Below are 21,213 nucleotides of genomic sequence, written 5' to 3'. Positions count from 1 at the left end.
AGTCAGTGAGTGATTAAAATCTATGACACCATGTCTCGTGATTTGCGAGATTTTGTCCCAATCGAGGACGGCAAGGTTAAGATGTATGTCTGTGGGCCAACTGTATACAATTATATCCACGTGGGGAATGCCCGTTCGACAGTAGCCTTCGATACCATTCGTCGCTACTTTGAGTATCGTGGCTATGAGGTTGCCTATATTTCTAACTTTACGGATGTGGATGATAAGATTATCAACCGTGCCAAGGAAGAAGGCATCACGCCTCAAGAAGTAGCGGATAAGTACATCGCTGCCTTCCGTGAAGACGTGACGGCTCTTGGTGTTAAGCCTGCGACTCGCAATCCGCGTGTAGTGGAGTTTATGGCTGATATCATCCGCTTTGTCTCTGACCTGATTGAAAAAGGCTATGCCTATGAAAGTCAAGGGGATGTCTATTTCCGTGTGGAAAAATCCCACAACTATGCTAAGTTAGCCAATAAAACCCTAGAAGACTTGGAGCTAGGAGCTTCAGGTCGCACCGATGAAGAAACGGCTCGTAAGGAAAATCCTGTGGACTTTGCCCTCTGGAAAGCAGCCAAACCAGGTGAGATTTCTTGGGACAGTCCTTGGGGACCTGGTCGTCCGGGCTGGCATATCGAATGTTCGGTTATGTCAACGGAGATTTTGGGTGACACTATCGATATTCACGGTGGTGGAGCTGACCTTGAGTTTCCACACCACACCAACGAAATAGCCCAGTCAGAAGCCAAGACAGGTAAGACCTTTGCTAACTACTGGATGCACAATGGTTTTGTCAACATTGACAATGTCAAGATGTCCAAGTCTTTGGGTAACTTTATTACGGTACACGATGCCCTCGAAACGATCGACGGTCAAGTATTGCGTTTCTTCTTTGCGACTCAGCATTACCGCAAACCTATCAACTTTACGGAAAAGGCTGTGCGTGATGCCGAGACCAATCTCAAGTATCTCAAGAACACTTACGAGCAACCATTTACTGCAACTGTAGATGCAGAGGAATTGCTAGTTTTTAAAGATAAGTTTGTAGCTGCTATGGATGAGGATTTCAATACGGCTAATGGAATCACAGTCGTCTTTGAAATGGCCAAGTGGATCAACTCAGGCAACTATGATGCAACGGTTAAGGAAGCTCTTGCAGCCATGTTAGAGGTCTTTGGTATTGTCTTTGTCGAGGAAGTTTTGGATGAAGAGATTGAAGCCTTGATTCAAAAACGTCAAGAAGCGCGTGCCAATCGTGATTTTGCGACAGCTGACCAAATCCGTGACCAACTGGCTGCTCAAGGGATTAAGCTACTGGATACCAAGGATGGAGTGAGGTGGACACGTGATTGATGTCAATCTCATTAACGGGATTGCTCTAGCCTTTGAAGGAGATGCGGTGTATTCAATGTATATTCGTCGCCATCTCATTCTTAAAGGCATGACCAAGCCCAATAAACTCCACCAAGAGGCAACCAAGTATGTGTCGGCCAAGGCTCAGGCACGCTTGATTTCCCTTATGTTAGAAGAAGAAGTCCTAACGGAAAAGGAAGAAGAAATCTATAAACGGGGCCGTAACACCAATAGCCATACCAAGGCAAAGAACGCAGATGTTGTCACCTACCGTATGTCTACAGGTTTTGAAGCGGTCATGGGTTATCTTCATATGACTGAAAATGTGGAGCGCCTTGAAACCTTGATTTCTTGGTGTATCCAAAAAGTGGAGGGCTAGGAATGATTGCAAAAGAATTACTAGATTGGTTTCCACAAGCTCAAATCGTAGATCAGCCAATTGATAAGGAAGGTTTTCTTACGCTACCAGTTTCCTCGCAACAGTGGATTTTACTGGAGGAAGTTGGGCTAAGTGAACGTGAGAAACAGTTGGTAGCTCTCTTAACCCAGCAGGAACAAACGATCTCGCTCAATCCTTGGTATAGTTATTTGATTGAGGGCAAGGGACAAGCACCGCAAAGTTTTAAAAAGCTACAAGTTGTCTATTGTCACCTTTCCTATTACCAACAGGAAAACTTGACTTCTTGGTTGGATATGATGAGAACCCTCTTTCCTAATTGCGAGACAGTGCTTCAGGTGGGAGCTCAGGATTACCTATTTGTTCTTCAACAGGACAAATACACTTCTGTTCGGTCTATCTTAACAGATACCTTGGAAGCCGTAGAATACGATTTTGGTGTTCGCTTATCCATTATGCTGGGGCAGGTCTGGTCGCAAACAGGAAATCAGAGTTTGACAGATCTCATCAAAGCAGAACGTGACTTGTTTAAAAACTGGTGGCGTCAAGGTCATCAAGGATTCCATACGTTTTCTCAGCTCTACCTTTGGAGTATGGGGGAAAAAATGGTGGATCTTGATTTGATAAAAGATTATCTCCACCAGATGATTTTGGATCAGGATCAAATTCAGGAAATCATTCTCTCCTTATGGGAAAATAGTGCAGTCCTAACTAAAACAGCACAACAACTGTATTTGCACCGCAATTCTCTCCAATACAAGATTGATAAATGGGAAGAGTTGACAGGACTACAGTTGAAAGAATTGACAGATTTGACCTTGTGTTATCAATTGATTTTACCAGATATTATTTAAAGTTTTGTGCAAGTTGCACAGAACTTTTTTATTTTTTTGGTCACCTTGCCATAGAAATGTAAAGCGTTTTCATTTATAATAAAACTATCAAAAATTAAAGGAGTTCACCGAAATGGTAGAATTAAATCTTAAAAACATTTACAAAAAATATCCAAACAGCGAACACTACTCAGTTGAAGACTTCAACTTGGACATCAAAGACAAAGAATTTATCGTTTTCGTAGGACCTTCAGGATGTGGTAAATCAACTACTCTCCGTATGATTGCAGGTCTTGAAGACATCACAGAAGGTACTGCATCTATCGACGGCGTGGTTGTCAATGACGTAGCTCCAAAAGACCGTGACATCGCCATGGTATTCCAAAACTACGCTCTTTACCCACACATGACTGTATACGATAACATGGCTTTCGGTTTGAAATTGCGTAAATACAGCAAAGAAGACATCGACAAACGTGTACAAGAAGCAGCAGAAATTCTTGGATTGAAAGAATTCTTGGATCGTAAACCAGCTGACCTTTCAGGTGGTCAACGTCAACGTGTTGCCATGGGTCGTGCGATCGTCCGTGATGCAAAAGTATTCTTGATGGACGAACCTTTGTCAAACTTGGATGCAAAACTTCGTGTATCTATGCGTGCTGAAATCGCTAAAATCCACCGTCGTATCGGAGCTACAACTATCTACGTAACTCACGACCAAACAGAAGCGATGACACTTGCAGACCGTATCGTTATCATGTCAGCTACTAAAAACCCTGCTGGTACTGGTACTATCGGACGTGTTGAACAAATCGGTACTCCTCAAGAAGTTTACAAAAACCCAGTTAACAAATTCGTAGCAGGATTCATCGGAAGCCCAGCTATGAACTTCATCAACGTAAAATTGATCGGTGACCACATCGTTGGTGACGCCTTTAACTTGAAAGTTCCAGAAGGTGCTTTGAAAGTTCTTCGCGATAAAGGTTACGAAGGTAAAGAATTGATCTTCGGTATCCGTCCAGAAGACGTGAATGCAGAACCTGCTTTCCTCGAAACATTCCCAGAATCAGTTGTGAAAGCAACTATCTCTGTATCAGAATTGCTTGGTTCAGAATCTCACCTATACTGCCAAGTTGGTAAAGATGAATTCGTTGCTAAGGTTGACGCACGTGACTACTTGCAAGCTGGTGCAACTGTGGAACTTGGATTTGACTTGAACAAAGCTCACTTCTTCGATGTAGAAACTGAAAAGACAGTTTACTAAGATAGATTTGAATCAATCAACACTACTAGAGTTTTTCTAGTAGTGTTTTTTTATAAAGTTTAGAAACTCGGATAGAAGGATACTTTACTAGTTTTCTTATTGACTAAAAAGTGTTAAAATGGTAGGAAGAACTGGAGAGTATGCATGCCAAAAGAAGTAATTTATTCTGGCGATGAAGTCGTCGCTTTAACGCAAAAATATTTATCGAAAGAGGATGTGGCTTTTGTCCATAAGGCCTTGGTTTATGCTGTAGAGTGCCACAGTGGCCAATATCGTAAATCAGGCGAGCCTTACATTATCCACCCTATCCAGGTAGCAGGTATCTTGGCTAAGCTCAAGTTGGACGCTGTCACTGTTGCCTGTGGTTTTTTGCATGACGTGGTAGAAGACACAGATGCTACTTTGGATGATTTAGAGCGCGAGTTTGGCCATGATGTTCGAGTGATTGTAGACGGTGTTACCAAGCTTGGTAAGGTCGAATACAAGTCTATAGAAGAGCAGTTGGCTGAGAATCACCGCAAGATGCTTATGGCCATGTCAGAGGATATCCGCGTTATCTTGGTAAAACTCTCTGACCGCCTGCACAATATGCGTACCCTCACGCATCTTCGTAAGGACAAGCAAGAGCGTATTTCCCGAGAAACCATGGAAATATACGCACCACTTGCTCACCGTCTGGGGATTTCAAGTGTTAAGTGGGAACTAGAGGATCTTTCCTTCCGTTACCTCAATCCGACAGAGTTTTACAAGATAACTCACATGATGAAGGAGAAACGTCAAGAACGTGAAGCCTTGGTCGATGAAGTTGTGACAAAACTTGAGGAGTATTCATCTGAGCGCAATCTTACAGGAAAAATCTATGGCCGTCCTAAGCATATCTACTCTATTTACCGTAAAATGCAGGACAAGAAAAAACGATTTGAGGAAATCTATGACCTGATTGCCATTCGCTGTATCCTAGATACTCAGAGTGATGTCTATGCCATGTTGGGTTACGTTCATGAGCTATGGAAACCAATGCCAGGCCGTTTCAAGGATTATATTGCCAATCGTAAGGCCAATGGGTACCAGTCTATCCATACGACTGTTTATGGACCAAAAGGACCAATCGAATTCCAGATTCGTACCAAGGAAATGCACGAGGTTGCTGAGTACGGGGTTGCGGCTCACTGGGCCTACAAAAAAGGAATGAAAGGCCAAGTTAATAGCAAGGAATCTGCGATTGGGATGAACTGGATCAAGGAGATGATGGAGCTCCAAGACCAGGCGGATGATGCCAAGGAATTTGTAGATACTGTCAAAGAAAACTATCTGGCTGAAGAGATTTATGTCTTTACTCCAGATGGGGCGGTTCGTTCTCTTCCAAAGGATTCTGGACCGATTGACTTTGCCTATGAGATTCATACCAAGATCGGGGAAAAAGCGACTGGTGCCAAAGTCAATGGCCGTATGGTACCCTTGACTACCAAGCTGAAAACGGGTGACCAGGTTGAAATCATCACCAATCCAAATTCATTTGGACCAAGCCGCGACTGGCTCAATATGGTTAAGACCAGCAAGGCCCGCAACAAGATTCGTCAGTTCTTTAAAAACCAAGATAAAGAATTGTCCATCAATAAAGGCCGTGAAATGCTGATTAGTCAGCTCCAAGAAAACGGCTATGTGGCCAATAAATTTATGGACAAGCGCCACATGGATGAAGTCCTTCAAAAAACCAGCTACAAGACAGAAGAAGCCCTTTTTGCAGCCATTGGTTTTGGAGAAATCGGAGCCATTACCGTCTTCAACCGTTTGACGGAAAAAGAACGTCGTGAAGAAGAGCGTGCTAAGGCTAAGGCAGAAGCAGAAGAACTGGTCAAGGGTGGCGAAGTCAAAGTAGAAAACAAGGACACGCTTAAGGTGAAGCATGAGGGTGGAGTTGTCATCCAAGGTGCTTCTGGGCTCTTGGTCCGGATTGCCAAATGTTGTAACCCTGTTCCTGGTGATGATATCGTCGGTTATATTACCAAGGGTCGTGGAGTTGCCATCCACCGTGTGGACTGTATGAACCTTCGTTCACAGGAAAACTATGAGCAACGTCTGCTAGATGTTGAATGGGAAGACCAATTTTCAACCAAGGAATATATGGCTCATATCGATATCTATGGACTCAACCGTTCTGGTCTTTTGAATGATATCTTGCAGGTCCTATCAAACACAACTAAGAATATCTCGTCGGTTAATGCTCAACCAACCAAGGACATGAAATTTGCCAATATCCATGTATCCTTTGGAATTTCTAACCTTTCAATGTTGACAACGGTAGTTGATAAGATTAAGAGTGTACCAGAAGTCTACTCAGTCAAACGGACCAATGGTTAGGTATGATCGATACAGTCAGAAAGGATTTCTATGAAAATCATCGTTCAGCGAGTCAAGCAAGCTCAGGTTTCTATTGAGGGGCAGATTCATGGTCAAATCAAACAAGGACTCTTGCTCTTAGTGGGTGTTGGACCTGAGGATCAGCAAGAGGATTTGGAGTATGCAGTCAGAAAACTGGTCAATATGCGGATCTTTTCGGATGACGAAGGCAAGATGAACCTATCTGTCAAGGATATCCAAGGAGAAATTCTCTCCATCTCTCAATTTACTCTGTTTGCCGATACCAAAAAAGGCAATCGACCAGCATTTACAGGTGCTGCCAAACCTGATATTGCTGAGGCCTTCTATCAAGATTTTAACAAGGAACTAGCTAAAGAGGTTCCTGTTGAAACAGGTGTCTTCGGAGCAGATATGCAGGTAGAACTGGTCAATGATGGGCCGGTAACCATCATCCTTGATACAAAAAATAGATAAGAAAAACCAAGCTTGTTAGCTTGGTTTTTTGTGACGGATTTAGTTCATCTTTTCAACATAGAGCTGTTTGGCGATTTCTAGACTTACCAAGAGTTCTTCATTGTTGTGAATTAAAGTAAAGGTATTAGAGAAATCATCAAACTGTTGAACTTGGAGTTTGTCTCCGATATTGATGCCATGTTTTTCCAGATATTTTAGGAGTTCAAAACTGTCGTGAACCCGAGTCAGGAGATAGGTTCCAGCTTCTTTGGTTTCTGATAGTGGTAGGTTGTTGATTTCAACCAACAGCTCTCCTTTAGCAGGAATGGTACCACCGTGAGGGCAAGTTTTTGGGAAACCTAGCATACTTTCTAATCTCTCTACAAAAAAGTCTGAAACGGTATGTTCTAATACTTCAGCTTCCTCATGAATTTGGTCACTGCTATAGTCTAGATGGTGGACCAGAAAAACCTCAATCAAACGATGTTTACGATAAAGTTCTGATACAAGTGTTAGCCCAATATCGGTTAGCAAGTACCCTTTTTTCTTATCTTTTAAGATGAGATTTTCAGACTGCATGCGCTTAATCATTTCAGTTACAGCGGGAGGAGATACCTGCATTCGAGCAGCAATTTCCTTATTGGTAATCTTAGGAACATCCATGCCAATCTCATAAATACATTTTAAGTAGTCTTCTTTATTTGGTGTCATTCGCATTTCCTTGTTTATTATCTCCATCTAGTATACCAAAAAAAGCTAGATTTCTCTAGCTTCTTGCTACAAGAGCTTGACTTAGTTGAGTTTTTTTGCAGCTGCAATAGCGGCTTCAAAGTCTGGCTCGCTGTTGATATTATCCACGTATTCGACGTAGCGGATGGTATTATCGGTATCGAGAACAAAAACTGCGCGTGCAAGCAGATGCCATTCATTGATTAAGAGGGCATAATCGCGTCCAAAGGAGTGGTCGAAGTAGTCTGAAAGCATGATGGCATTCTCAATTCTCTCAGCACCACACCAGCGTTTTTGTGCAAATGGAAGGTCCATAGATACCGTTAGGACAACAGTGTTGTCTAAGCTAGCTAATTCTTGGTTAAAGCGACGAGTCTGAAGCGAGCAGATGCCTGTATCGATAGAAGGGATGACACTCAAAATCTTTTTCTTGCCTTCAAAGTCAGCCAGTGTTTTTTTAGAGAGGTCAGTCGTTGTGAGAGAGAAATCAAGTGCTTTGTCTCCTACTTGTAGTTGTTTTCCTGTAAACGTAACAGGGTTTCCGAGGAATGTAGTCATAAGCTACTCCAATCTTTTTTCTTTCATTTTACATTAAACGTTCAGACTTTTCCAATAGTTTGACCGAAAATTGATTAGACAAAAAACGCCAATTCATGGTGACTGACGTTTTTAAAATGATTATTTAGCTAAACCTTCAGAAATTTTATCAAGGTTGTATTTCATCATGTTGTAGTAGCTGTCGCCTTCTTTACCTTCTTCAGCGATTGAGTCCGTAAAGATTTGAGCATAGATTGGGATGTTTGTGTCTTTAGAAACAGTCTTCATTGGACGATCATCGACACTGGATTCAACAAAGAGTGATGGAACTTTCATTTGGCGAAGTTTTTCAACCAAAGTCTTGATTTGGTCAGGTGTTCCTTCTTCTTCAGTATTGATTTCCCAGATGTAAGCACTTGGGACACCGTAAGCTTTAGAGAAGTATTTGAAGCATCCCTCGCTGGTTACGATGAGTTTCTTGTCCGCATCAATAGCGTTAAATTTCTCTTTGGCTTCCTTGTCAAGCTTGTCTAGTTTTTCAGTGTATTCTTTGAGATTCTTTTCGTAGAATTCCTTGTTGCTAGGGTCTTTGGCGATGAGTTGCTTAGCAATATTTTGAGCATAGATGATCCCATTTTCAAGATTGAGCCAAGCGTGTGGGTCTTCTTTCCCTTTTTCATTTTCCCCTTCTAGGTAGATGACATCAACGCCTTCACTAACTGCAAAGTAGTCTTTGTTTTCAGTTTTCTTGGCATTCTCAACTAATTTTGTAAACCAGGCATTTCCACCTGTTTCAAGGTTGATGCCGTTGTAAAAGATTAAGTCGGCCTGCGACGTTTTTTTGACGTCTTCAGGAAGAGGCTCGTACTCGTGTGGATCTTGTCCTACAGGCACGATACTATGAAGATCAATCTTGTCTCCTGCGATATTTTTAGTAATATCAGCGATGATAGAGTTAGTTGCTACAACCTTTAGTTTTTGGTTTGTAGATGCTGTGTCTTTTTTTCCGCTAGCACAGGCAGCTAATCCAATGATAGCAAGAAAAAGAACAAGCAATGTACCTAATTTTTTCATTATATTCCTCCAGAGGGGCTCCCTCATTATTGTTTGATTTTTTTATTTTTCAGCTTCAGATAACGTTGTTTTGGTGCGATAAAGAAACTGATGAGAAAGAAACTTGCAGATGTCAGCACGATACTTGAACCTGCAGCCAGGTTAAAGCTATAACCGATAAAAAGTCCCAAGACAGAAGCTAGAGCTCCCAAGCCTGATGAAAGAAAAATCATGGTCTTTAGACTATTGGCGTAAAGATAAGCTGTCGCGGCTGGAGTAATCAGCATGGCTACGATAAGGATGGTTCCGACACTTTGCATAGCAGTCACTGACACCAAAGTCAAGAGTATCATGAGTAGATAGTGGTAGAAATTAACTGGCATGCCCATAGCTTTGGCTAGGAGTTCATCAAAGGATGTAATCAAGAGTTGCTTGAAGAAAATCCCGATAATCAATAGAATGAGAGCTCCCATACCGATGGTAATATACATGTCTATGTCTTGCACAGCTAAGATATTCCCAAAGAGAATATGGAAGAGGTCAGTCGAGCTTTTAGCCACACTAATCAAGATAATGCCCAGAGCCAATAAAGATGAAAAGGTAATCCCAATGGCAGTGTCACTCTTGATAATAGAGTTCCCCTTGATGTAGGTGATGATGACAGAGGCAAGCAGTCCAAAGATGATAGCACCAATAAAGAAGTCAATTCCTAAAATAAAAGAAAGAGCTACACCAGGTAAGACAGCGTGCGAGATAGCATCTCCCATAAGGGACATCCCACGGAGAATGATAAAGCATCCGACCGCTCCAGCAACAATACCAATCACAACAGCTGTAATCAAGGCATTTTGGAGAAAGTGGAAGTTCTGCAATCCATCTATAAATTCTGCAATCATAGGTCACCTCCATTGAAAAAGAGTCGGTCACCATAAGCTTGTTTGAGATTGGCTTGGGTGAAGGTCTCCTTTGTTGGACCAAAGGCTATTAGCTCCTTATTGAGAAGGAGTACCTGGTCAAAATAATGGGCAACCTTGCCCAGGTCATGGTGGACGATAAGGACCGTCTTGCCAGCTTTTTTAAGATCTCTCAGAGTGTTCATGATAATCTCTTCACTGACCGAGTCAATCCCCACAAAAGGCTCGTCTAAGAGAATATAATCAGCCTCTTGAACCAAACAGCGCGCAATCAAGACACGCTGGAATTGACCACCAGAGAGTTGACTAATCTGACGTTCTGCATAGTCGGAAAGTCCGACAATTTCAAGTGCCTCAGCTACCTTTTGCCAGTGGTTTGCTTTTAAAGTGTGAAAGAGTGGAATGGATGGATAGAGTCCCAGAGAGACACATTCTTTTACCTTGATAGGGAAGTTGTAGTCGATATGAATTTTTTGTTCGACATAGGCAACTTTCTTAAGAGATTTTTTCATTTCTTTATCATCGATAAAAGCATGTCCTTCATGCGGGATAATGCCCAACATACTTTTCAATAAGGTTGATTTTCCAGCGCCATTTGGACCAATAATCCCGGTAATCGTTGGTCCTTGGAGCACTAGTGAAATATCCTTTAGTGCCAACGTTTCTTTGTAGGAGACACTGAGGTTTTCGATACGTATCATACAGTTGTATTCCTCCTGGGTTTTAATATACCTTAATTTTATTTTTAAGTCAAGTTAATTTTGATAAAAATTTAAAATATTAATGTTGAAATCAAATAGGAGGAGACGGCATTTTTAATTGCATTCCCCAGGGATTTTTGCTAAGCTAAGAATAAGTGAAATTAGGAAAGCGAGAACAAGATGACACGTTATCAAGATGATTTTTATGATGCCATAAATGGTGAGTGGGAAAAGACTGCTGTTATTCCAGCAGATAAATCGAGAACAGGTGGTTTTATCGACCTTGACGAAGAAATTGAAGAGTTGATGCTAACGACAACCGACAAATGGTTGGCAGGAGAAGATGTGCCAGAAGATGCCATCTTAGCAAACTTTGTCAAGTACCACAGCATGGTGAGAGATTTTGATAAGCGAGAAGCAGATGGAATTGAGCCAGTCCTTCCTTTATTGAAGGAATACCAGAATTTAGAGAGTTTTGCGGATTTCGCAGGTAAACTAGCAGAGTTTGAATTGGCTGGTAAACCAAACTTCCTTCCATTTGGTGTTTCACCAGACTTTATGGATGCTAGAACCAATGTTCTCTGGGCTAGTGCACCAGGAACTATCTTGCCTGATACAACCTACTATGCGGAAGACCATCCTCAGCGTGAGGAATTATTGAACCTTTGGAAAGAAAGTACTTCTAATCTCCTCAAAGCCTATAACTTCTCAGATGAAGAAATCGAAGATTTATTAGAGAAACGATTGGAATTGGACCGCCGTATTGCAGCTGTCGTACTTTCAAACGAAGAGAGTTCAGAATATGCCAAACTTTACCATCCGTATTCTTATGAAGATTTCAAAAAGTTTGCGCCTGCCCTTCCATTGGATGACTTTTTCCAAGCAGTGATTGGGCAAACTCCAGATAAGGTCATTGTAGATGAAGAACGTTTCTGGCAAGCAGCAGAGCAATTCTATAGTGAAGAAGCTTGGCCTTTACTCAAGGCAAGCTTGATCTTAGGTGTAGTTAATCTTTCAACAAGCTATCTGACAGATGAGATTCGTATCTTGTCAGGTGCCTACGGACGAGCTCTTTCAGGAGTTCCTGAGGCTCAAGACAAGCGCAAGGCAGCTTACCATTTAGCTCAAGGACCATTCAAACAAGCCCTCGGCCTTTGGTATGCCCACGAAAAATTCTCTCCAGAAGCCAAGGCAGATGTAGAGAAAAAAGTAGCAACCATGATTGACGTTTATAAGGAACGTTTGGCTAAAAACGACTGGCTGACTCCTGAAACTCGAGAAAAAGCCATCGTCAAACTCAATGTCATCAAGCCTTATATCGGTTATCCAGAAGAACTGCCAGCTCGCTATAAGGACAAGGTTGTAGATGAATCTGCTAGCCTCTTTGAGAATGCCCTAGCCTTTGCGCGTGTGGAAATTAAGCACAGTTGGAGCAAGTGGAATCAGCCGGTTGACTACAAGGAGTGGGGAATGCCTGCTCATATGGTCAATGCCTACTACAATCCACAAAAGAACTTGATTGTCTTCCCAGCTGCTATCTTGCAGGCACCATTCTATGACTTGCATCAGTCATCTTCTGCCAACTATGGTGGTATTGGTGCGGTTATCGCCCATGAAATTTCTCACGCCTTTGATACTAATGGAGCTTCCTTTGATGAAAATGGTAGCCTCAAGGACTGGTGGACAGAGAGCGATTATGCAGCCTTTAAAGAAAAAACACAGAAGGTTATCGACCAGTTTGATGGCCAAGAATCTTACGGTGCAAAAATCAATGGGAAATTAACTGTATCCGAAAACGTTGCGGACCTTGGAGGAATTGCTGCTGCCCTTGAAGCAGCTAAGAGAGAACCAGACTTTTCAGCTGAAGAATTCTTCAACAACTTTGCTCGTATCTGGCGTATGAAAGGCCGCCCAGAGTTGATGAAACTCATGGCTAGCGTTGATGTGCACGCCCCAGCTAAACTTCGTGTCAATGTCCAAGTGCCAAACTTTGATGACTTCTTTACAACCTATGATGTCAAAGAAGGCGACGGTATGTGGCGTTCACCAGAAGACCGTGTGATTATTTGGTAATCAAAAAACCAAGGATGGAATCCTTGGTTTTTATGTTTTAGAAAAATGGATTAAAGGTTTTTTCGTGAGCGATGGTCGTAGCAGGACCATGTCCAGGATAGACATCGTAGTTAGGAAGGGTGAAGAGCTGGGTTTGGATACTATGGAGGAGTTGTTCCATACTACCAGTTGGCAAGTCTGTTCGACCAATGGTTTCTCGGAAGAGAGCGTCACCTGTTAAGACTAAGCGCCCATCCGGAAAGACAAAGGATACTCCACCAATAGAGTGACCTGGAGTTGGTAAGGCTGTGAAGCGGAATTCTTCAATCTGGTATTCTTCATGAAAGACAAATGTGTGTTCAGCTGGTTTGCAGACGACATCTGCCAAATCGTCATGTCGAGGGAGACCTGAAAGGTTGTCAACAGGGGTATAAAGCCAAGAAGCTTCACTTTCTGCCACATAGACTGGAGGATTTCCATAAGTATCTCTGACCAAGTCAAGACTCATAATATGGTCGTAGTGAGTGTGGGTCAGAAGAATGGCACAGACCGGTTTGTTGATGGTTTCGATAGTCTTGCGAATGGCCTCCCAGTTGCTACCAGGGTCAACCACAATCAGGTGTTGCTCCCCTTCAAGATAATAAGTATTTTCATAGGCGACAGGATTCACAGTTTTATGGATTTTCATAGGATTTCCTCTTTCAAAGATTTACAGTTTCTAGTATAACACAGAAGCACAAAATAAGGAATCAACAAGAAAGTCCCTCCATAAAAGAAGGGACTTTTAACTTTTTAAAAATGATTTTTCCAGGCTTGGAAGCGTGCATCCAGTAGGAGTTGTGTCAGGTTTTTTAAGATTTCGACTTGCTCGGGCTCCAGTGTCTGGGCTTGAGAAACAAGTTGTCGAACATGTTCAATAGCATTTCTAGAAGATAAATCATTGATGGAAGTGATTCCAGATTCTAGGATGGTTCCAAAGAAGAGATCAAAATAGAGTTCGAGTTCTTCATCGGGAACACTGTCCACCCATTCTTTAAGAGCGTCTTTGATTTGGAGACTTTCGCTACTAATTTCCTCTAGTTGGACAAAGTGCTGTCCCTCAGTTAGCCAGCTGAAAGTATTGTGTTGAGCGATTCCACCGAGAGCCGTAGATTTGACGACAATAGGAGTATCAGGAACTTCTAGCATCATGCCGATGACAGAACCTTGTGGGACATAACGGTGAAATTTAGGGATAACATCTTGATAACCAGTCGTTTCTGTCAGATGAGCCTGCAAACCAGGAGCATCGTAGGTATAAACTGCTGATATCTTTTCCTGCAATTCAGGTTGGATTTGACTAGCAGCATAGATGGCTAGATTCCCACCTTTAGAATGTCCAGCAAGCATGACTTTTTGTTTTGGATGTTGGGTAAAGAAATCCTCTAGGTATTCAAGAGCGTGCCTTTGGGCAGGGATTTCCTTCATGTAAGTCATATGGAAATCTTCCTTCCAGCCAATAATACTGTCGTCTGTGCCACGAAAGACAATGAGATAAGTATCTAGGTTCAGACGATAGGTCATAGCAGCGAACTGCTTTTGAAGTTCTGTGTCGACCTCGTTGACAAAATTAGAAAGTTTGCTATTTTTAAAACGTTTGTGTTGGGATAACTGATCGAGGAGCTGAAGTCGTTCTTTATTGGTCAACATGGTACTTTCTCGAGGGACACGTGTTGCAACATCGCTTAAACGATTGACAGGCTGGTCCAATAGATTATCAAAAGAAAGATAGGTCAGCTCTGTCAAGGCAAGTATATCTAGTTCATTTAAGGGAATATCATAAAAAGAATCGTATTGAACGTCAGTTAGGTAGTCAAAAATATTGGCCATGAGAATTCCTTTCTTAACTTTTATCATATCAGATTTACATCAATTTCGCTAGTAGTGAGAAGAATTTTGCTATAATATAGAAAAAGGAGGAGCAGATGCACAAGATTTTACTAGTAGAAGATGATCCAGTTATTCGTCAGCAAGTTGGGAAAATGCTCTCCGAATGGGGTTTTGAAGTAGTTATGGTAGAAGACTTTATGGAAGTTCTGACACTATTTGTTCAATCTCAACCTCATCTGGTTCTCATGGATATCGGCTTGCCTCTCTTTAATGGTTATCACTGGTGCCAGGAGATTCGCAAGATTTCCAAAGTTCCTATTATGTTTCTGTCATCAAGAGACCAGGCTATGGACATCGTTATGGCTATTAATATGGGGGCAGATGATTTTGTGACCAAGCCTTTTGACCAGCAGGTACTGTTAGCTAAGGTACAGGGGTTGTTGCGTCGTTCCTATGAGTTTGGAAGGGATGAAAGTCTCCTAGAGTATGCTGGAGTTATTCTCAATACCAAGTCTATGGATGTGCATGTCAATGGAAAACCTATCAGTTTAACAAAGAATGAATTTCAGATTTTGCGGGTTTTATTTGAACATGCGGGAAATATCGTAGCGCGTGATGATTTGATGCGGGAACTCTGGAATAGCGACTTTTTTATCGACGACAATACATTGTCTGTTAATGTCGCTCGCTTGCGCAAGAAACTGGAGGAAGAAGGTTTGATTGGTTTTATCGAAACCAAGAAAGGGATAGGGTATGGATTGAAACATGCTTGATATTAAAAGTTTTTTTCTAGCTTATATCCGTTCGCGTAGCCGTTTTTTTGCTTTTATTCTATCGCTTACAGGTTTGCTTTTTCTCTTTGAAATCTTGTTTGATAAGCAAGTGCCCTACTTTAACTATTTCTTCTTTCTATCTACATTTTTGACATTTTTGTTTTTGGTATTTGATTTCTTGATAGAATTGCAACGTTATCGTAAGGAATTGCTCTATGGGGAAAGAAAAGCTAAGTCACCAATGGAAGTCCTTCTAACTGAAAAATTAGAGAAAAGCGAATCTGAACTCTATCAAAAGAAATCAGATGCTGAAAACCGCTATAATGATTTGGTGGACTACTATACACTCTGGGTTCATCAGATAAAAACACCAATTGCAGCCAGTAAACTCCTAGTGAGTGAGGTGGCAGATCGCCAACTGAAGCAACAGTTGGAACAGGAAATTTTTAAGATTGATTCATATACCAACCTCGTTCTCCAATATCTACGCTTAGAAAGCTTCCATGATGATTTGGTTTTGAAGAAAGAAAATATAGAAGATCTGGTCAAGGAAGTCATTCGCAAATATGCCATTTTCTTTATCCAGAAAGGTCTTAGTATCAATCTGCATGACTTGGATAGAAGCATTGTGACGGATAAAAAATGGCTGTTGGTAGTCATTGAACAAATCCTGTCAAATAGCCTCAAGTACACAAATGAAGGCGGGGTTGAAATCTACATGGAAGGTTCAGACCTTTGCATCAAAGATACTGGGATTGGTATCAAAAACAGTGATCGGTTGCGAGTCTTTGAACGTGGATTTTCTGGATATAATGGTCGAATGACCCAACAGTCATCTGGACTTGGGCTCTATCTAACCCAGAAAATCAGCCAAGAATTAGGACATCTGATTCAAATAGAATCCGAACTTGGGCAAGGAACAACTGTGAGGATTAAGTTCTCTGAAGTGAATTTACTGATTGAATGAAAAGAATTGTGAAGAGCTTGGAAGAAACCTTTCAAGCTCTTCTTTAGACCTTGATATAGTGAGAAAAAGGCTTCAATTAGATAAAAAATGTAATCTTACAAAAATGTAAGATTAAAGGCCTCTTTTGTAAGGTTATGTTATGGCAAGTCCTCTTTTTTTGGAGTAAACTTAGAGCATAAAGAAAAAGGAGAGGAACCATGAAAACAATTTTACAAAAGAAACATACAAGTAAGCCGAGTCCAAAGGATATCGAGCGAGTTCAAATCGGCATCGAAATGATGCAAGCTCAGTTTCAATTAATGGGATATTAAAAAGGAGAAGTTAAAATGACACTATTAGATGTAAAACACGTTCAAAAGATTTATAAAACTCGCTTTCAAGGCAACCAAGTAGAGGCCCTGAAAGATATTCACTTTACCGTTGAAAAAGGCGACTACGTTGCTATCATGGGTGAGTCTGGATCTGGTAAATCGACTCTACTGAATATTCTTGCTATGCTTGACAAGCCAACGCGTGGGCAGGTCTACCTAAATGGAACTGACACAGCTACCATTAAAAATTCTGAAGCATCAAGCTTCCGTCGTGAAAAGTTAGGCTTTGTCTTCCAAGACTTCAATTTGTTAGATACGCTTTCTGTTAAAGACAATATCTTACTCCCTTTGGTATTGTCTAGAAAGCCTATTACAGAAATGATGAAAAAATTGGTCGTAACGGCTGAAAATCTTGGCATCAATCAATTGCAGGAGAAGTACCCTTATGAAATCTCTGGAGGGCAAAAACAAAGGGTAGCAGTTGCACGGGCTATCATCACAGAACCAGAAATTCTTCTTGCGGACGAGCCAACAGGTGCTCTAGATTCTAAATCGTCTGCAGCCCTCCTTGATATCTTTGATCAAATCAATGAACAAGGACAAACCATTCTCATGGTAACCCACTCGACAGCTGCGGCTAGCCGTGCAAAACGTGTTCTTTTCATCAAGGACGGTATTCTCTATAATCAAATCTACCGTGGTGAAAAGACGGATCGTCAGATGTTCCAAGAAATCTCTGACACCTTGACTGTTATGGCAAGTGAGGTGAACTAGTATGTTTCGATTAACCAATAAGTTGGCCATTTCCAACTTAATCAAAAACCGCAAACTCTATTATCCTTTTGCACTAGCAGTTCTCCTTGCAGTTACTATCAGCTACCTATTTTATTCATTAACTTTTAATCCTAAAATGGTAGAAATGCGGGGTGGATCTTCTATTCAATTTACCCTACAACTAGGTCTCATCGTAGTAACACTTGCATCTGCCATTATCGTCCTTTATGCCAACAGTTTTGTCATGAAAAATCGTTCCAAAGAACTGGGTATATATGGTATGTTGGGCTTGGAGAAGCGTCATCTGATTAGTATGACCTTTAAGGAACTCTTGATATTTGGGTTAGTAACAGTCACTGCTGGTATTGGAATTGGTGCCCTCTTTGATAATCTGATTTTCGCTTTACTACTTAAACTTTCAAAGATGAAGGTGGAGCTAGTCGCAACCTTCCAATGGTCCGTAGTCCTTTCCATCCTTCTGGTATTTGGTTTTATCTTTTTAGTCATTGTCTTCCTAAATGCTATCCGCATTATCCGTATGGATGCTCTCCAACTATCTCGTGAGAAAGCAAAAGGTGAGAAGAAGGGCCGTTTCCTAGTGTTTCAGACAATCTTGGGACTACTCTCTTTAGGTAGTGGCTATTATCTAGCTCAAAGCGTAACAAATGCTCTATTAGCTATTTCTACCTTCTTTTTAGCTGTAATACTGGTCATTTTAGGAACCTATCTCTTGTTCAATGCTGGGATTACAGTTTTCTTGAAAATGCTCAAGAAAAACAAGAAATATTACTACAAACCTAACAATCTCATCTCTGTTTCTAACCTCATTTTCCGTATGAAGAAAAATGCGGTTGGTTTAGCGACTATCGCCATCCTTTCCACCATGGTTTTGGTCACCATGTCGGCAGCAACCAGTATCTACAATGGTTCTGAAAATATTAAAAAACTCCTGTATCCTCACGATATGTCAATTTCAGGACAAAATGTAGAAGTTGAGGATTTAGACCAACTTTTAACTCAGTATGCCAAGGAAAAGAACCTAACAATCAGCACTAAGGATGTTCTTAGCTATGCAAGTTTCGGCCTTTCTAGTCAAGACGGGACAAAATTAACCGCCTTTGAAAAAGGGCAAAACAATGTCATGCCTAAGACAGTCTTCCTGGTTTTTGATCAAAAAGATTATGAAAAAATGACTGGACAAAAGCTGAACCTTACGAATAATGAGGTGGGACTATTCGCTAAGAACGATGGCCTTAAAGGTCAAAAAGCATTCAGTCTTAACAATCAGAACTATACTATCAAGGAAGCAATCCAGCAAGATTTCCTCAGAGACCATGTTGCTAACCAGTATGTACTTTTGATCTCAGATTATAACTACCTTGTTGTCTCAAATTTGCAGGACTTTTTAGATAAATACCAGGATTCTGCTATATACACTCAGCTATATGGTGGAATGGATGTGACAGCAAGTAAAGAGGAACAGTTAAAGCTATCTGATGATTTCGATGCGTATGTGAATAATTTCAGTCACAATCTCAAGAACGAGAATGGTATGGTTTACGGTGCAAACATTGCGAGTGAGTCAACTGTCGAAATGAACGCTCTCTTTGGTGGAGTCCTCTTTATCGGTATTTTTCTCTCTATCATCTTTATGGTAGGTACTGTACTCGTTATCTACTATAAACAAATTTCAGAAGGTTATGAAGACCGTGAACGCTTTGTCATTCTGCAAAAGGTTGGTTTGGATCAAAAACAAATCAAGCAAACCATTAACAAGCAGGTCTTGACTGTTTTCTTCCTACCTCTGGCCTTTGCCTTCCTTCATCTGGCTTTTGCTTATCACATGTTGAGCCTGATTCTCAAGGTCGTTGGTGTTGTTGATTCAGCCATGATGTTAAGCGTAACTCTTTCCATTTGTGGTATCTTTGCTTTAGTCTATGTCCTAATCTTTATGATTACTTCAAGAAGCTATCGCAAAATTGTTCAAATGTAAAAACAGAAACATCAAAAAAGAGAGTGGGACAGAAATCGTTAATTCGTTAGAATTCGATTTCGTCGTCCCACCTCCGCACAGTTGAGTAGGGCTGTAAAAGCTGATGAAATCAGCGTAGTAGAGCCCACTCAACCACTGCGTCTTGCTCGACAATCCAAAGACAATTGAGAGGCTAGGACTTTTGTCCCAGCCTCTTTTCTAGAGCTGGGATTTTGTACCAGGTTTTATATCTTATTTCTCAACACGTGATTTGTTGGCGATATCAGCTAGGATTGCTACTACAAACTCATCATGTTTAAACATTAAAACGGTATCTACTTTCAGAGGAGATATCGTTTTTCTTCTTCGGATAAGGATACAAAAATTTCTTCCTTTCTCTATCTTTTAAATTAATTGATTTCTTCAGAGAAAGACTGTAAAATTTTTGATATAATATCAAGGATGGACTGATGGATATTTAATACTCTTCGAAAATCAAATTCAAACCACGTCAGCGTCGCCTTACCGTACTCAAGTACAGCCTGCGGCTAGCTTCCTAGTTTGCTCTTTGATTTTCATTGAGTATAAAGGATAATTTTCAAAAGAATGACAGGTGAGAATTAAAAATATGTAAGATTGGACAGAAGTCTCTCTACTATCATCCATGCAGAAACAAGATTATATGAAATAAAAGGAGTAACCAATGTCCGGAAACTATTCAACACGTGAATTCCGCGAGAAACTATATGATGACCTTCATGTTCGATTAAGAGATACACTGATTTTGATGTGTGCGATTTTTATTGCCTCTATAGGTCTAAATATGAACTCAACAGCTGTCATTATTGGAGCCATGCTGATTTCCCCTCTTATGACACCGATTGTTGGACTGGGGTTTGGTTTAGCTATTTTTGATACGCGTTTAATCAAGCAATCTCTAGAGGTTTTATTTACTCAAGTATTGGTCAGTTTGCTTGTATCGACTCTGTATTTCTGGATTTCGCCTTTATCTTATGCAAGTAGCGAGTTGATCGCACGAACCTCTCCAACCATTTGGGATGTTCTCATTGCTATTGCTGGTGGGATAGCAGGTTTCATTGGTTCAAGGAAAAAAGAAGCAAACAATATCGTACCAGGAGTAGCCATCGCAACAGCTCTGATGCCACCTATCTGCACTGCAGGATATGGTTTAGCTAATGGAAATGTACGATTTTTATTTGGGGCTCTTTATCTTTTCTTGATCAACTGTGTCTTTATCATGTTAATCAACATTGTTGGAACAAGAATTATGATGAGAAAATCTCCCTTAAGTTCATTTAAAGAGCTAAACATTAAAATGAGAATTGGTTTGATTTCCTTGATTGTATTATTGGTTCTTCCAGCCAGCTATTCAGCAGTCACTCTGACGATGGATCAAGCACGAAAAGAAGGGATTAAACAGTTTGTAGGCAAAGAGTTCGCTAATCATACGGTCATTAATCAAGTCTACAAGTCAAGGAGCAATGAATTAGTCTTGACTGTTGTTGGAGATCCGATTTCAGAAGAAGAATTAGAAACCATCCGCCAAAAACAAGCCTCTTACGGTATTCAATCTGTTCAATTAAAAGTCAATCAAGTCCATAATTCGACAAAATTAGATAGTGAGGCGACCAAGGAATTTTACGAAACAATTAACCAGTATATCGATCAAAAACTCTCTGAAAAAGATTCACAAAAAGACCTCATAAAAGAAAATGAGGCAGACAAGGACTGAGGATAGTCAACTTATCTAACTCATGGAAGCAAATCCTGGGAGGATATCCTATATCCAAAAGTTAATGGATAAAAGGATTGTTGATGAGGATACTATTTGTGGTGGCTTGACCAATCATTACTAACTCAGGTGAAACAAAATATAAAA

At 40.9% G+C, this 21,213-nt stretch carries 19 protein-coding genes; 12 read left to right on the top strand and 7 right to left on the bottom strand.

The genetic code is table 11. From position 1 onward, the window contains the following. The first annotated feature begins 9 nt into the window (after positions 1-9). The 6 genes from cysS to dtd all read left to right on the top strand — a co-directional run bounded on the left by cysS (position 10) and on the right by dtd (position 6,682). Entirely contained in the window at positions 10-1,353 is a 1,344-nt protein-coding gene (cysS, locus tag SPAR10_RS04620) for a cysteine--tRNA ligase (RefSeq protein ID WP_004251275.1), read from the top strand. Next, positions 1,346-1,732 (top strand): Mini-ribonuclease 3, encoded by a 387-nt coding sequence (locus SPAR10_RS04615; protein WP_004251273.1) that lies wholly within the window; start codon positions 1,346-1,348, stop codon positions 1,730-1,732. Before cysS ends, SPAR10_RS04615 begins: the two co-directional genes overlap by 8 nt. Before the next feature lie 2 nt (positions 1,733-1,734). After that, positions 1,735-2,604: a helix-turn-helix domain-containing protein gene (locus SPAR10_RS04610; RefSeq protein WP_004251270.1), complete on the top strand. Its 870-nt coding sequence runs from the start codon at positions 1,735-1,737 to the stop codon at positions 2,602-2,604. A 112-nt stretch (positions 2,605-2,716) separates the two neighbouring features. Next, a complete protein-coding gene (locus SPAR10_RS04605) occupies positions 2,717-3,847 on the top strand; it encodes an ABC transporter ATP-binding protein (RefSeq protein ID WP_004251267.1) in 1,131 nt (376 codons plus the stop codon). Between the two features lie 144 nt (positions 3,848-3,991). Beyond that, a complete protein-coding gene (locus SPAR10_RS04600; protein ID WP_004251252.1) occupies positions 3,992-6,208 on the top strand; it encodes a RelA/SpoT family protein in 2,217 nt (738 codons plus the stop codon). Positions 6,209-6,238: 30 nt separating this feature from the next. Beyond that, complete coding sequence (gene dtd / locus SPAR10_RS04595) at positions 6,239-6,682, top strand: D-aminoacyl-tRNA deacylase (protein WP_004251250.1); 444 nt, start codon at positions 6,239-6,241, stop codon at positions 6,680-6,682. A gap of 39 nt (positions 6,683-6,721) precedes the next feature. Here the strand turns inward: dtd and SPAR10_RS04590 are convergent, their stop codons facing one another. The 5 genes from SPAR10_RS04590 to SPAR10_RS04570 form a co-directional block, all read right to left on the bottom strand. After that, positions 6,722-7,372, bottom strand: a complete 651-nt coding sequence (locus SPAR10_RS04590; RefSeq protein ID WP_004251248.1) for a metal-dependent transcriptional regulator — start codon at positions 7,370-7,372, stop codon at positions 6,722-6,724. An 81-nt stretch (positions 7,373-7,453) separates the two neighbouring features. After that, a complete protein-coding gene (tpx, locus tag SPAR10_RS04585) occupies positions 7,454-7,948 on the bottom strand; it encodes a thiol peroxidase (protein ID WP_004251246.1) in 495 nt (164 codons plus the stop codon). A gap of 120 nt (positions 7,949-8,068) precedes the next feature. Beyond that, a complete protein-coding gene (locus tag SPAR10_RS04580; RefSeq protein WP_004251243.1) occupies positions 8,069-9,001 on the bottom strand; it encodes a metal ABC transporter substrate-binding protein in 933 nt (310 codons plus the stop codon). Positions 9,002-9,027: 26 nt separating this feature from the next. After that, positions 9,028-9,876, bottom strand: coding sequence for a metal ABC transporter permease (locus SPAR10_RS04575; RefSeq protein ID WP_004251242.1), 849 nt, complete (start codon positions 9,874-9,876; stop codon positions 9,028-9,030). Next, entirely contained in the window at positions 9,873-10,595 is a 723-nt protein-coding gene (locus SPAR10_RS04570) for a metal ABC transporter ATP-binding protein (RefSeq protein ID WP_004251241.1), read from the bottom strand. Before SPAR10_RS04570 ends, SPAR10_RS04575 begins: the two co-directional genes overlap by 4 nt. A gap of 180 nt (positions 10,596-10,775) precedes the next feature. Between SPAR10_RS04570 and SPAR10_RS04565 the strand changes: the two genes are divergently transcribed. Then, positions 10,776-12,668 (top strand): M13 family metallopeptidase, encoded by a 1,893-nt coding sequence (locus tag SPAR10_RS04565; protein WP_004251240.1) that lies wholly within the window; start codon positions 10,776-10,778, stop codon positions 12,666-12,668. A 37-nt stretch (positions 12,669-12,705) separates the two neighbouring features. On the opposite strand, the gene SPAR10_RS04560 is transcribed toward SPAR10_RS04565, so the two are convergent. Then, positions 12,706-13,335 carry an MBL fold metallo-hydrolase gene (locus tag SPAR10_RS04560; RefSeq protein ID WP_004251239.1) on the bottom strand — a complete coding sequence of 210 codons (630 nt, stop codon included), beginning with the start codon at positions 13,333-13,335 and terminating at the stop codon, positions 12,706-12,708. A gap of 104 nt (positions 13,336-13,439) precedes the next feature. Beyond that, on the bottom strand, positions 13,440-14,516 hold the full coding sequence (locus SPAR10_RS04555) for a DUF2974 domain-containing protein (RefSeq protein WP_004251238.1): 1,077 nt from the start codon (positions 14,514-14,516) through the stop codon (positions 13,440-13,442). 95 nt (positions 14,517-14,611) lie between these two features. Here SPAR10_RS04555 and SPAR10_RS04550 point away from each other — a divergent pair, with 95 nt between their 5' ends. The 5 genes from SPAR10_RS04550 to SPAR10_RS04530 all read left to right on the top strand — a co-directional run bounded on the left by SPAR10_RS04550 (position 14,612) and on the right by SPAR10_RS04530 (position 21,066). Beyond that, entirely contained in the window at positions 14,612-15,289 is a 678-nt protein-coding gene (locus SPAR10_RS04550) for a response regulator transcription factor (protein WP_004251237.1), read from the top strand. Beyond that, positions 15,282-16,256: a sensor histidine kinase gene (locus tag SPAR10_RS04545; RefSeq protein WP_004251236.1), complete on the top strand. Its 975-nt coding sequence runs from the start codon at positions 15,282-15,284 to the stop codon at positions 16,254-16,256. The genes SPAR10_RS04550 and SPAR10_RS04545 overlap by 8 nt, the downstream gene beginning before the upstream one ends. 326 nt (positions 16,257-16,582) lie before the next feature. Then, complete coding sequence (locus SPAR10_RS04540; RefSeq protein WP_000173366.1) at positions 16,583-17,341, top strand: ABC transporter ATP-binding protein; 759 nt, start codon at positions 16,583-16,585, stop codon at positions 17,339-17,341. 1 nt (position 17,342) lies between these two features. Continuing rightward, a complete protein-coding gene (locus SPAR10_RS04535; protein ID WP_004251233.1) occupies positions 17,343-19,334 on the top strand; it encodes an ABC transporter permease in 1,992 nt (663 codons plus the stop codon). A 682-nt stretch (positions 19,335-20,016) separates the two neighbouring features. After that, positions 20,017-21,066, top strand: coding sequence for a DUF389 domain-containing protein (locus SPAR10_RS04530; protein WP_004251231.1), 1,050 nt, complete (start codon positions 20,017-20,019; stop codon positions 21,064-21,066). The last annotated feature ends 147 nt before the right edge of the window (positions 21,067-21,213 follow it).

This window comes from Streptococcus infantis SPAR10 (assembly GCF_000279535.1).
In the GTDB taxonomy this organism is placed as follows: domain Bacteria; phylum Bacillota; class Bacilli; order Lactobacillales; family Streptococcaceae; genus Streptococcus; species Streptococcus infantis_I.
This window is presented reverse-complemented; position numbering and strand designations above follow the sequence as displayed.